Source organism: Marinomonas foliarum (assembly GCF_016906065.1).
GTDB classification, from domain to species: Bacteria; Pseudomonadota; Gammaproteobacteria; order Pseudomonadales; family Marinomonadaceae; genus Marinomonas; species Marinomonas foliarum.
The window spans coordinates 3496291-3508699 of sequence record NZ_CP070273.1; the positions used below are offsets into that span (position 1 = coordinate 3496291).

Consider the following 12409-nt stretch of genomic DNA (forward strand, 5'->3'; position numbering starts at 1 on the left):
GAGAGAAAGGTCTCGCTTTATTAGATAAGATTAAAGCTGCGTAGCAAAGTAACGCCAATGCTTGTACTAATCAAGGAGGCAATGGTTGTAATCACAATGATGTTTGCGGCGAGAGTGGAGTTGCCCTTCATTGCCCTGACCATAATATAGCTTGCTGAAGCGGTTGGAGCGGACGACATTAGGAATAATACACCGAGTTCCATGCCGCGATAATCTAGCAAATACCCACCAAAGGTAAGTGCAAACGGAATGAAGATAAGTTTACCAACAGACGCGAGTATAGCACCAAACATACCGTTCTTTAATGATTTAAAACTCAATGATGCGCCAGCACAAAGTAGTGCTAATGGGAGAGTCATCTGAGCAAAATAACTGCCTGTTTTATAAAGTGTAGAGGGGAGTGTTAAGCCTGATAATGAGCTAATAAAGGCCGCTACAATAGCGATAATCAAAGGGTTTTTTGCGATACCTTTAATGATTCCCATCAAACTAGGGTTTTTGCCTAATGCTCGGCTTAATCCAATCACCGATAAAACATTAAACAATATGGTGACGCCACCTAAGTAAACTGCCGCAACAGAGAAAACTTCATTGCCGTATGCGTTTACGCAATAGGCTAAACCGATAATCCCCATGTTGGAGCGAAAGGCGCCTTGAACTAGTACGGCACGCTCGGCCTTATCTGCTATCCAAAACGACATAAACAGCTCTAAAGCTATGTAAGTAATAGTGACAGCGAGCATAGCAAATATCACTAATGACAAATCTGTGTCTTGGTTGATATTTGATTTAGATATGCTAATAAAGAGTAGGGCAGGAAGGGTGACGTTGAACACTAACTTAGATGCAATATCAACGAAGTTATCATTGATAAGACGTATTCGGTGTAGCAGAACTCCAAGAGCCAATATTAAGAATATTGGCATTGTAATGGAGAATGAAAAAACCAATACGTCTAAAAAGTTGTCCAACGCCTGTTCCTTAGGTGGATATTATTGGTCGTTGTTTTCGAAACGGTAACCTGCACCATATACGGAATGAATAACGTTCAATTCAGGTGCTACGGCAGAGATTTTCTTACGAAGCTTTTTGATATGGCTATCAATCGTACGGTCACTTACAACACGGCTATCTGCGTAAATGCTCTTCATTATAAGATCACGACCGAATACACGACCTGGCTCTTTGATTAGTAGTTGAAGCAACTGGAATTCAACGGTAGTCAGATCAATCAGTTCACCTTTGTAAGTAGCACGTAGGCGATCAACGTCTAGGTCAAAGCCATCGGTTCTTGGTGATTCAGCTTGGTCTAGTTCAACACGACGAAGGTTGGCTTTAACGCGAGCAACGATCTCGCGAGGGCTGAATGGCTTGCAAACATAATCGTCTGCGCCCATTTCTAAGCCAATTAGGCGGTCGATTTCTTCTGCTTTTGCAGTAACCATGATGATTGGCACACCGCTAAATTGACGAACTTGTTTGCAAATTTCAACGCCATCTAATCCTGGTAGCATTAGATCGAGCAAAATAATATCGACAGCATTGTTTTTAATGTAATTTACCGCAATGTCACCACGATCAAGATGATGGTGCTCATAACCAGCTTGCTCTAGGTATGCACTCATTAACTCTGCTAATTTTGGTTCGTCTTCAATAATCAGTACTTTGCTCATAATATTATTCGTTCCATATTAATTTAAAGGAAATTCTATTTTTATTCCTAAACCACCATCAGGGGAATGATATGCACCAATAGTGCCTTGGTGTCCATCTACAATGTTAGAGCATATAGCGAGACCTAAGCCTCGGCCACCTGTTGCTCTGTTTCGTGAGTTTTCAACACGGAAAAACTGCTCGAAAATTTTGTTTTTATCCTCATCGCTTACTCCAGGCGCTGAGTCCTCGAATAGGATGATTGCTTTTTTATTTACTCTTTTTAGTTTTACTGTCAAGGTCCCTGGAGCATTTGTGTATTTTAATGAGTTATTCATCAGGTTCGAAAACAATTGATGCAACCTATCTGAGTCACCATTCATAACAATAGGTTTTTTCTGAGAATATTCAAATATCAAATCCAATCCAGCTTCATTAAAAGGAAGCGTCATAGATTGAACAGTTTGTTCAATAATGTCATTAACTAAAATATCATCCATGTTGTAGCTTAAGCTTCCAACATCATGCATTGATAATTGGTTTAAGTCATCAATCAGGCGAGCAATGTGCAATGTTTCTTGCTGTAGCGACGCAAGACTGTCAGGTGTTACCTTGATAATACCATCCTGCATAGCTTCAATTTCTCCACGTAGAATAGCGACAGGTGTTCGTAGCTCATGGGCTGTATCTGCTACCCAGCGCTTACGGGCTTCCCTTGTATTCTCTAAGGTGCAGGCCAAGTTATTAAAATCGCAACTTAGGCTTGCTAGTTCATCAGACCCATTTACGGTAATACGTGTTTCGAATTTACCTGCCGCTAGTTTTTTGGTCGCTCTTTGCATAGAGGTAATCGGACGACTTAGCCATTGAGCTAAAGGCCACGTTAATAACGCTGCGATGGCTAGCATGAAAGCTGATATCAAGAGAAAGGCTTCGCCTTGTTGCCTAACAAAACGTAATGTTTGATCTTGCACCAATTCACGAATAGAGCGGAGACCGACATAACCAACCACTTTTTTGTTCACTTTCACTGCATGAGTTTCTGCGTCTGTAAACCTAACCTTGCCGATAATAGGCTTTTGCTGATCGTCGAACAGTAAAAAACGCTGGCGGTAATATTGTGATGGATAAATTAAATCTAGATTAGGCGTGCTAGGAGGTGGTACTAAGTCTCGAAGGTTTTCAAGTTTTGCTTGGTGCCATTCACTTTCCATACGGCTCTCTTGGACCAAAAAATACCAATCATCGTAATAGATATAAAGGTTGGCTGTTCTATTTGCCATTTGCTCAAGAAAGTCGCGATCACGTTCTGTTGCATAGGATACGAAGCCTCTATCAAAGCTCCATTGGAATACTTGCCACATAGAAACTATTAGCAATACGTTACTTAAAACAAAAACTGCAAACAATTTATGGCGAATTTTTAACCCTTTTGTCATGGTCATAGTTGGGCTTGAAATCCTATAGTGTGCATTGTTAAAAATAATGGTGCTGTGCGGTTGATTGTCATTGAGCTACTGTTAAAGAGTTTCATTTAAGGTGTTGGTTTATTAGTCATTCTAATGGTCTATTTACTATACTGTTTTATTAGGAAAGCTGGCTACTTGATTGGAGTGTAAATAATGAGGATTTCCTTTAAAATAGCGCACTATTTTTAGTTTTTTGAGCTATTTCATGATTAATTTCTTCGTTTTTAGAGGTGTGCTCTCATTTATTTTGATTGTACTGAACACCTTACTTTGCTTTGTTCCGGTGATAATATTAGCGCTCTGTAAGTGGCTATTACCCTTCACGAAGGTGCGTGCATTATTGAATGTCATTCTAGACCGAATTGCTACTTTTTGGATTGGCGTGAATAACATTAATCAGCGTTGCTTTGGGAAATCAGCAATTGATGTAACGGGTGTGAATGCGTTTGAGAAAAATGAATGGTACATGATCACCGCAAATCACCAATCTTGGGTGGACATACTTATTTTACAGAGACTGTTTAATCGACGAATTCCTTTTATTAAATTCTTTTTAAAGCGTCAGTTAATTTGGGTACCTTTTATTGGTTTAGCTTGGTGGGCTTTAGAATTTCCTTTTATGAAACGCTATAGTCCTGCTCTGTTAAAGAAACGCCCTGAACTCAAGGGAAAAGACATAGAAGTAACTAAAAAAGCCTGTGAAAAATTTCAGCATTTCCCTGTGTCGATTATGAACTTTTTAGAGGGGACGCGTTTTACTGTAGAAAAACACCGACAACAGTCTAGCCACTATCAGCATCTTCTTACGCCTAAGGCCGGAGGTTTGTCTTTTGCACTGAATGCTATGAATGGAAAGCTGCATCAATTGATCGACGTTACCATTGTTTATCCGGAGGGCATTCCAAGCTTTTTTGACTACCTATGTGGGAAAATATCGAAGATTAAAGTCCATATTCGAGTGATGCCTATTAATGACTCTTTACTTGGTGACTATCAAAATGATACAGAATATAGGGCGTATTTTCAGCAATGGGTGAATGAGCTTTGGAAGGAAAAAGACCGGCAATTTGACGTCATGATGAAAGGAGAGGGTTCTACAATTTAAAGAGCGCTCGAATTAACAGTATTTAAAATTGCGCCTGTGGTCTTTTGCAGAAGTAAGGCTTTTTTTTATTGTATTTATGTTTGGCTAGCAGTTCCTTCTTTTTGGGCTACACGTTAGAATCTTACTTTTAAGACTGTATAGAATAGGAATATGTAATGGGCAGAGCCTTTCAAAACCGCAAAGAGTCCATGGCAAAAACGTCTGACCAGAAAGCCAAGGTTTACAGTAAATACGGCCGTGAGATTTATGTTTGCGCAAAATCCGGTGGTATCGACCCCAATGGTAATTTGGCACTACGTTCTCTGATTGACCGAGCTAAAAAAGATCAGGTGCCAACGCACGTTATCGACAAAGCGATTGATAAGGCGAAAGGTGGCGGTGGAGAAGACTTTGATACGGCGCGCTACGAAGGTTTTGGTCCTGGTAATACGATGGTTATCGTGGATTGTTTGTCAGATAACCCAAACCGTACTTTTGGTGATGTGCGTACTTGCTTTAACAAAGTGAAGTGCAAAATTGGTGGGCAGGGTAGTGTGAGTCACATGTTTGACCACAGTGCTATTTTTGTTTTCGCTGGTACGGATGAAGAAGTAGTATTAGAAGCCTTAATGATGGCGGATGTTGATGTAACCGATATCGAGCTAGAAGACGGTAAAGTGACAGTATTTGCGCCTCATACAGATTACAGTAAAGCGAAAACGGCCATTACGGATGCGCTTGGCGATATTGAGTTTGAAGTAGATGAAATTCAGTTTGTTGCTCAAAACACTATAGAAATTCAAGGTGAAGAGTTGGAACAGTTTGATCGCTTCTTGGATCTGTTGAATGATTTAGACGATGTGCAGCGTGTTTATCATAACGCTGAATAATAGAATGAGAGGCCTTAGTGATATTTTCACTAAGGCCTTTTTTTATGTATGTTGATTAAAAATGACCAAGCCAAAACCTCAGTTAAAATCTCCCTGCGTTAATGTCTGTCTTCTCAATGATGAGGATGTCTGTGTTGGTTGTTATCGCACAGGTAAAGAAATTAGTCAGTGGGGCAGTATGAATAAAGCCTCTCAGCAGGCTGTGATGAAAAAGGTTCGTGAGCGAGAGGCTAAAAGCGGTTTTGTTTCTGGCTAACGTGTTAGTGCTCCTCCGCTTCATTTTTGTTTTTAAGTTCTATCCATTGCGACATGTATTGCGTGCTTTTAAGACTGTGGTGTCGCAGCATTAACCCTAAGAAATGTTTTTTCCTTAGACTTTCCTTTAGTTGAACCTGTAGCTTCAATCGATTGATTAATTTTGGCTCCCATTCTTCTGCCTGATAGCGGGCTTGCAATATCCTATTGCCATTTTGTTGCATCAGCAGCCAGCTTTCTTTGTCCTCATAAAGAGAAACGGCGGCATCGACAAAGGTCTCTATGTCGTCGGTTATCACCCCGTTCCATGGGAATGCGCCATGCATAGATTCTGCACCAATGCTGGTGGTTATGCTTGGAGTGCCTACTTGCATAGCTTCAACTAATTTGCCTTTAATCCCTGCCCCAAAGCGTAATGGCGCTAAGCAAAGTCGCGCATGTTGCATGACGGCGTGAGCATCTTCAGCCCAGCCTTTCACTAAAAAGCCTTCTTTTGTGTTATGTAGCTGTGTGGCTTTTGGTGGCGGATAAGCACCGTAAATATGCATCTCAGCTTTCGGTAAGCGTTTGCGGATTTTTGGCCATATTTCTGTTTTTAATTGTAGGACGGCATCCCAATTTGGTGCGTGGCGAAAATTGCCAATGCTAATGAAATGCTGGCGATCTTCAAAGTTGAGCAATTTTTCTGTTGGTTGTGGTTCTGGCAACATAAATGGCAGGTGAAATACGTGCGTTTCTGGCACGTGGAATTCATCAATAAGCAACTTAGTTTCCACTTCTGAAATCATTAGGGTTAAGTCACAACGATGAATGGCGGCGATTTCTCGAATGCCATGGTCGCTGTAAAGGTCTTCAACCGCAAACTCTCTATTTTGTTTCAGCGCATTGTGTCTGGCTTGTCTTAGTGAGTGAAGGTCTTCCGTATTAAGGATTCGTAATGAGTCTGGACTGAACTTTTCTACACGCCAGCCAAACTGTTCTTCCATCATGAAGCGATCAAATACCACTATGTCTGGCTTTTTGTGTGCAATATAGTGGTCAAATGATGCGCTATTGAGCTCAATATGCTCGGCTTCAATGCCCAGCAGGGAAAGGTCGGCCATGTGTTCTGTTTGCTGAGCGGGGCTCGCAAAAGAAATTTGCCATTGCTCTTTGTGAAAACAGTTGAGTAATTGCATCATTCTACTGCCGGCAGCGGAAGAGTTTGGTTCTGGCCAGACGTAGCCGATGACGAGTAGGTGCACGGTGTTCTCTCAAGGTTCTAATGGTTTATTGGTTCTGAATTTTTAGCAGAATCAGGACATATTCGTCTGGCTATTGTATCATGGCTGGTAGATTTGTCTTGCCTGCCTCATTTGAAGGGATTGTCAGGTAAGACGTAAGCAAAACATGACGTTGAGAAGATATTATGATCATAAAACCAAAGATTCGCGGATTTATTTGTACAACAACGCATCCAGTAGGTTGTGAGCAAAACGTAAGAGATCAAATCGCTTTTACTAAAAGCAAAGGGGCGATTGAAAACGGTCCTAAAAAAGTACTCGTAATCGGTGCGTCAAGTGGCTATGGCTTGTCTTCTCGTATCGCTGCGGCGTTCGGTTCAGGTGCCGCAACAATTGGTGTTTTCTTCGAAAAGCCAGGTACTGAGAAAAAAACCGGTACGGCAGGTTGGTACAATTCTGCGGCATTCGACAAAGTGGCTAAAGAAGAAGGCTTGTATTCTAAAAGCATCAATGGCGACGCTTTTTCAAACGAAGCGCGTGACACTGTTATCGATTTGATTAAGCAAGATCTTGGTCAAGTAGATATGGTGGTTTACTCACTGGCATCTCCGGTTCGTAAAATGCCTGAAACGGGTGAGGTGATTCGTTCAGTTCTTAAACCTATTGGTCAGCCTTACCGCTCCACTGCCATTGATACGAATAAAGATGTCATCATTGAAGCGGAAATTGAGCCAGCAACAGAAGAAGAGATTGAAGCAACTACAACCGTAATGGGTGGTCAAGATTGGGAGCTTTGGATGTCTGCTTTACAAGAAGCAGGTGTTTTGGCGGAAGGTGCTCGCACCGTAGCTTACTCTTACATTGGTTCTGATATCACTTGGCCGATTTATTGGCATGGTGCGCTTGGCAAAGCGAAAGAAGATTTAGATCGCGCCTCTGCAGCCATTGATTCTGAGTTAGCTAAAATCGGCGGTGGTGCGAATGTTGCCGTATTGAAATCGGTTGTCACTCAGGCGTCTTCAGCTATTCCAGTGATGCCTTTGTACTTGGCGATGGTTTTCAAGGTGATGCGTGAAAAAGGCATTCATGAAGGTTGTATGGATCAGATTTATCGCATGTTCTCTGAGCGTTTGTACAACAACCACAATCCAGCAGAATTGACAGACGATAAAAATCGTTTGCGTTTGGATGATTGGGAATTGCGTGAAGATGTTCAGCAAGCTTGTCGTGAGCTTTGGCCTCAAGTAAATGACGCTAATTTGTTTGCTGAGACAGACTACCAACTTTATAAAGATGAGTTTTTGAAGTTGTTTGGTTTTGGTGTAGAAGGTGTTGATTACGACGCTGAAGCGAATCCAGAAGCCAATTTTGAAGTCATTACTCTTTAGTTTTAATTAAAAGAGACAAAAAAGGAGTTCAAGTATTGCTTGGACTCCTTTTTTTATGTGTTTTTATCTCTTATAGTAAATGGAGGCTTATTCTGGGGTGGTTATGAAATATTCATTTGGGTTGCTTTTTGCAGTATCGCTATGCGCAGATGCTCAGACTATTGAGCGTCAGCCTGTTGATATTATCTATGGTAACCAGGTTATTCATACCGAGCATCAAGTTGTCGTCAGTTCTCAAGAAGAGGTGGCGGTTATTCCTGCTGAAAAAGCAAAGATGACCTTAGGGCCAAATATCGTTATTACGGCTGATGGTAAAGGTATGTCTTATTTGGAAGAAAATGCCATCGCGGAGCGCGAACAGGCGATTTACGATGAAGTGAATAAGCGTACCGAAGAGGCGCCATTTACTGTGTTATTTACAGGGAATATTCCCGAAGAAATTCAAGCCAAACGTCTACGTATGATGCCAGAGATTGGTATTTTTGGTGACCAAGTTAAAACGGATGAGCGCTCGTCCGATAATGTGGTGCCGGAAGTTGGGGATTTCTCTCCTGTCGGAGAGGCCGTTGCTCCACCCTCATCCAGCGGAGCAAAAGGCGCTCCAGCCACGGATGCTGAAAAGCTAGAGCGGTTAATTGGTGGCTAATCTGATTTCGCTGCTCTGTATCTTAAAGTTTGGGTGACATTGGAGAGGCCTCTTGCCAAGATTGTTGCTCTGTTAATTCCTGCGGAAACGCTTTGTTATGAATGATGATTTTTGCTGTGTCAGCTGATTCAAATTTCCGTTTGATAAAAGCAAGAAAGTCTTTTATTTCTATTTTTTCTACATTTTCTATCCATTCTTCTTTTGTTTGAAAATCCGGTGCTGGTTTGGCAATTTGATGCCATTCATTTAAAGCGTTGTCGCTTAAGTTTTTAGCTGTCATTTTGAGTTCGCTTAAGAGTGCATTTTTTGCTTGATAAAACTCCTCATCAGATAAGTTGGGTAGCCTTTCTTTCTGTTCTTGTATGAAGTCTTCCATAGCGGTTACAAGGGTAAGCGTATCCTTGTTGGGAGATTGTATCAGTAGCCCTAGTATTGGGGTTTTGCGAATGCTGAGGTCTTGGGCTCCAACGATATAACCAAGTTGCTGGTTGGTTCTTAATTCTTGGTAAAATGGACTGCTAATGAGTTTTTTCAAAATGGCAAAATAGGCTTTTTCTATAATTGCTTTTTGTGTGTTCTGTCCGCTAGTGTCTATTAATGTGTAAAGAACAACGCAGTCACTGCTTGTTGAGTTGAACTGATAGTGATGCTTCTGTTGTGCGGAGAGCTCTTTTGTTTCAATTTCTAGCGGTTCTCTTGGTGTGAGTCTGTCTTCTACGCGCTGGTAAATGGATTGAGCAAGTTGTGTCGACTGCTGTTTTGTTATATTTCCTGTGCTGTAGGCGACGATATCAAATTCATTGCGTGCTTTTTTTGTAAAGGCTTGAAGGTCTTCTAGAGTGAGTGATTTTAATGCATCTTCTAACTGCTCTATGGTTTGGCTATTTTTTGTGATGAGTGTTTGTAGTGCGCTGTTAGCATTGCTGTAAGCCTGTCGGCTTTTTTGATTGCTTAGATCTGTTTCAAGCTGTTTTTTGGCGAGGTTGAATTTTTCCGGACTTGGTCGAAATAAAAAAATCTGGTCTATTAGCCAAGTTGTATAGGTGCTTTGTTTATCTGAATAGCCGCTTGTTCTAAGTGTTACGCCGTTTGTGTGTGGGTAGAATGAGTAGCCTAATCCTGCGACATATGGAGCATATGTCGACTCACTCACACTGTCATTAAAAAGTCGTGTCCACAGTCTATTGAGTAGTGTGTGTTCGGGTGTATCTGCGGCATTGTCGAATCGAAATGCGATAAAGTTCATGGCTGTGGGTTTGTTAAAACTAGGGTCGGATTTATTCCAGTAAGTCATGCCTTTCTTTTGAAGGATAATTGAAGGGCTTTGATCTGTTTCATCGACGAGTTTTAGGGATTCTGGGATGAAGTTGTTTTTTTCGGGTAGCCCAACTTGTGTTGTTTTAGCTGAGAAGTTAATGGTGTCTGAGAGTGACTGGCTAGGGAGGTTATTGCTGTATTCGCTGTTGTACCAAGGCTCTTTTTTCCAGGTAGGTGTTCCTTTAGCCCAGTCTTGTGGGAAGGTCTTGTTGGTAATTACCTGTATCAATAGGTTTTCTGGAGAAAGTTGTTGTAATAGTGCTTGTACATCACTCTGGCTTGCTGTGTGCTCTAGTCGAAAGCTGCTTAAAGTGTCCTCGCTTGGTATGTCTAGCATTCTTGCTGATAGTGCGCGGGCAAGGTTTATGGGAGCAACATAGCTTTGATTGTTAAACATGAGTTGGCTTAATTTCAGTCCTTCTTGTAAGTAAAGGGGATTTACTGGGGAGGATTTTAAGAGGCTAATAGTTGCAAAGAGGCGTTGTGCGACAGTATCAATTTGGGATAGCCCCTCGTCTGTTAAGCGTATTTTTATAGAGAATAAGGCATTGCTTCCATAATCAGAAGAGGCTCCAGCTGATATGCTGTTAATTAATCCTTCTGATTTGAGTGAGGCATAAAGAGAGCCTTTATTTTCATTTCCTAGAATATAGGACAGGTATCGGGTTGGCTGAGTTTTGTAATTTTCTCCTTGGGCGTCTATTTGATAGAAAACATTAAGGGTGTTGCTATTGATTAAGGGGCGGAAAAATTGCAATTGCGGTTTGTCTGTGGTGATAAGTTCTGGGTAGTTTTCTTCTGATGCTTTGGTCTTGCTCGGAATGGATGAAAAGTATTGATGAGCAAGTTCTGCAAGTTTTTTGGGTGGTAGGTTTGCGACAAGAACTAGAGCCATATTTTCGCTAGAGTAGTGTTCTTCATATAGATTGAGTAGTTGTTCTCTTAGTGGCTTATTTGGGAGGTCTTTGAGGGTGTCTAGGCTTCCTACACTGAATCGGCTGTAGGGATGTTTGGGGTTTATTAGGGTCTTTAGAGCTTGGGTGCTGCGTCGGCTTTCGTCTGTTAATTTGGCTTTGTATTCAGCATCGACAGCATTTTTCTCTCTTTGAGTGAGTGATTCGCTAAACAGAGGAGAGATGAAAAACTGTGAAAAGCGATCTAGGGCGTTCTCATAAGCTGATGGTGTTATATCAAAGTAAAAGTTGGTTTTGTTTGTACTTGTATAGGCGTTATGTGTTCCGCCATTAGTGTTTATATAGGTTTGATAATTTCCGGGTTCAGGATATTTTTCAGTGCCAAGGAATAGCATGTGTTCAAGAAAGTGAGCGAGGCCTTGTTGGCCTGATGGATCCTGAAAATTGCCGACTTTGATTGATAAAGATGCGGAATACCTTTCTGCTTTTGGGTCACTAATAAGTAGTACTTTTAGATGGTTTGGTAAGGTGATTAGGTTGTAAGTGTTTTGATCGCTTGTGCTTTTGTTGAGGATAGGGGTGAGGCTATCTTGAGTGACGTATGTATTGTTTTGCATCATTGAGTTTGGGGTTTCTGTAGTGTTGTTTTTTGTTGGGTGTATGTCATTTGCGCACACAGATAGAGAGGTGTGCGTGGTGAGTAAAATAAAAAGTAGGTATAGCACAGTTTTAGATTGGTTCATGACTTCAGACTAACTGAAGCATGGGGCGAGATGCAATGGCTGAAGCACATTGCATCTTTATGGTTTATTGGGCGTCTAAAGATTGCCCGTTGATATCAAGGCTGTCATTGCCCATAAGGTAAAGGTATAACGGCATGATGTCTTCTGCTGTTGCTAAGTTTTCTGGGTTCTCTTCTGGGTAGGCGTTGGCGCGCATGCTGGTTCTTGTTGCTCCAGGGTTGATCGCATTTGCTCTAATGTTTGGGGAGAGTTCTGTTAATTCGCTGGAAAACAGCTGCATCATGGCTTCAGTTGCAAATTTTGAGATAGCATACGCTCCCCAATTAGCTTTTGCCTTCCTGCCAACGCCAGACGATGTAAAAACAATAGATGCATGTTCTGCTTTCTGCATTAGAGGGAGGAGGGCTTGGTTTAGTAGTAGCTGACTGGTGACATTGACACGCATAACTTGCTCGAACAGCGTTGGATCGTAGCTTGCTATTGGTGCTCGATCACCTAAGAGGCTGGCGTTGTGTAGAATGCCATCTAAATGGCCGAATTCACTCTCAATAGTGTTAGCAAGCTCTACATAGTCGTGTTCTGCTGCACCATCAAGGTTGAGAGGTACAATCGCCGCCTGAGGATAATTTAGTTTTTCTATGTGATCGTACACCGCTTCCAGTTTTTTGGTGGTGCGGCCCAATAAAATAACTGTTGCGCCATATTTTGCATAAGTAATGGCGGCGGTTTTGCCTATGCCATCGCCTGCTCCAGTAACAAGGATTACCTTGTTTTTAAGTAGTTGGCTTGGGGCTTGATAATCAAACATATCTCCTCCTTATGCCTTG

General features: G+C 41.6%; 11 protein-coding genes. 5 read left to right on the top strand and 6 right to left on the bottom strand.

What is annotated here, in order from left to right:
• Positions 1–20: 20 nt before the first annotated feature.
• From JSY38_RS16175 to JSY38_RS16185, 3 genes are read right to left on the bottom strand one after another with little or no spacing between them, the layout of a single operon-like run.
• Positions 21–971: an AEC family transporter gene (locus JSY38_RS16175; RefSeq protein WP_205114176.1), complete on the bottom strand. Its 951-nt coding sequence runs from the start codon at positions 969–971 to the stop codon at positions 21–23.
• Positions 972–992: 21 nt separating this feature from the next.
• Positions 993–1673 carry a response regulator gene (locus tag JSY38_RS16180; protein ID WP_114412794.1) on the bottom strand — a complete coding sequence of 227 codons (681 nt, stop codon included), beginning with the start codon at positions 1671–1673 and terminating at the stop codon, positions 993–995.
• A gap of 18 nt (positions 1674–1691) precedes the next feature.
• Positions 1692–3098 (bottom strand): ATP-binding protein, encoded by a 1407-nt coding sequence (locus tag JSY38_RS16185; RefSeq protein ID WP_114412795.1) that lies wholly within the window; start codon positions 3096–3098, stop codon positions 1692–1694.
• A gap of 229 nt (positions 3099–3327) precedes the next feature.
• On the opposite strand from JSY38_RS16185, the gene JSY38_RS16190 reads away from it, so the two are divergent.
• The 3 genes from JSY38_RS16190 to JSY38_RS16200 all read left to right on the top strand — a co-directional run bounded on the left by JSY38_RS16190 (position 3328) and on the right by JSY38_RS16200 (position 5352).
• Positions 3328–4227, top strand: coding sequence for an acyltransferase (locus tag JSY38_RS16190; RefSeq protein ID WP_205114178.1), 900 nt, complete (start codon positions 3328–3330; stop codon positions 4225–4227).
• A gap of 155 nt (positions 4228–4382) precedes the next feature.
• Entirely contained in the window at positions 4383–5096 is a 714-nt protein-coding gene (locus JSY38_RS16195) for a YebC/PmpR family DNA-binding transcriptional regulator (RefSeq protein WP_205114180.1), read from the top strand.
• A gap of 61 nt (positions 5097–5157) precedes the next feature.
• Positions 5158–5352: a DUF1289 domain-containing protein gene (locus JSY38_RS16200; protein ID WP_205114182.1), complete on the top strand. Its 195-nt coding sequence runs from the start codon at positions 5158–5160 to the stop codon at positions 5350–5352.
• A 4-nt stretch (positions 5353–5356) separates the two neighbouring features.
• Here the strand turns inward: JSY38_RS16200 and JSY38_RS16205 are convergent, their stop codons facing one another.
• Positions 5357–6595 carry a glycosyltransferase gene (locus JSY38_RS16205; RefSeq protein ID WP_205114184.1) on the bottom strand — a complete coding sequence of 413 codons (1239 nt, stop codon included), beginning with the start codon at positions 6593–6595 and terminating at the stop codon, positions 5357–5359.
• Between the two features lie 164 nt (positions 6596–6759).
• Between JSY38_RS16205 and fabV the strand changes: the two genes are divergently transcribed.
• Together fabV and JSY38_RS16215 are read left to right on the top strand one after the other, a co-directional pair.
• Positions 6760–7962 (top strand): enoyl-ACP reductase FabV, encoded by a 1203-nt coding sequence (gene fabV / locus JSY38_RS16210; protein WP_114412800.1) that lies wholly within the window; start codon positions 6760–6762, stop codon positions 7960–7962.
• Between the two features lie 103 nt (positions 7963–8065).
• Positions 8066–8608, top strand: coding sequence for a hypothetical protein (locus tag JSY38_RS16215; RefSeq protein ID WP_114412828.1), 543 nt, complete (start codon positions 8066–8068; stop codon positions 8606–8608).
• Between the two features lie 22 nt (positions 8609–8630).
• Here the strand turns inward: JSY38_RS16215 and JSY38_RS16220 are convergent, their stop codons facing one another.
• Both JSY38_RS16220 and JSY38_RS16225 read right to left on the bottom strand, forming a co-directional pair.
• Entirely contained in the window at positions 8631–11582 is a 2952-nt protein-coding gene (locus tag JSY38_RS16220; protein WP_338041433.1) for an insulinase family protein, read from the bottom strand.
• A gap of 64 nt (positions 11583–11646) precedes the next feature.
• Complete coding sequence (locus JSY38_RS16225; RefSeq protein WP_114412801.1) at positions 11647–12390, bottom strand: YciK family oxidoreductase; 744 nt, start codon at positions 12388–12390, stop codon at positions 11647–11649.
• Between the last annotated feature and the right edge of the window lie 19 nt (positions 12391–12409).

What these genes read in the sequence shown, in the direction of transcription:
- JSY38_RS16180 (WP_114412794.1), bottom strand. Translation starts at nt 1,673, where the DNA reads ATGAGCAAAGTACTGATTATTGAAGACGAACCAAAATTAGCAGAGTTA.
- JSY38_RS16185 (WP_114412795.1), bottom strand. Translation starts at nt 3,098, where the DNA reads ATGACCATGACAAAAGGGTTAAAAATTCGCCATAAATTGTTTGCAGTT.
- JSY38_RS16190 (WP_205114178.1), top strand. Translation starts at nt 3,328, where the DNA reads ATGATTAATTTCTTCGTTTTTAGAGGTGTGCTCTCATTTATTTTGATT.
- JSY38_RS16195 (WP_205114180.1), top strand. Translation starts at nt 4,383, where the DNA reads ATGGGCAGAGCCTTTCAAAACCGCAAAGAGTCCATGGCAAAAACGTCT.
- JSY38_RS16200 (WP_205114182.1), top strand. Translation starts at nt 5,158, where the DNA reads ATGACCAAGCCAAAACCTCAGTTAAAATCTCCCTGCGTTAATGTCTGT.
- fabV (WP_114412800.1), top strand. Translation starts at nt 6,760, where the DNA reads ATGATCATAAAACCAAAGATTCGCGGATTTATTTGTACAACAACGCAT.
- JSY38_RS16215 (WP_114412828.1), top strand. Translation starts at nt 8,066, where the DNA reads ATGAAATATTCATTTGGGTTGCTTTTTGCAGTATCGCTATGCGCAGAT.
- JSY38_RS16220 (WP_338041433.1), bottom strand. Translation starts at nt 11,582, where the DNA reads ATGAACCAATCTAAAACTGTGCTATACCTACTTTTTATTTTACTCACC.
- JSY38_RS16225 (WP_114412801.1), bottom strand. Translation starts at nt 12,390, where the DNA reads ATGTTTGATTATCAAGCCCCAAGCCAACTACTTAAAAACAAGGTAATC.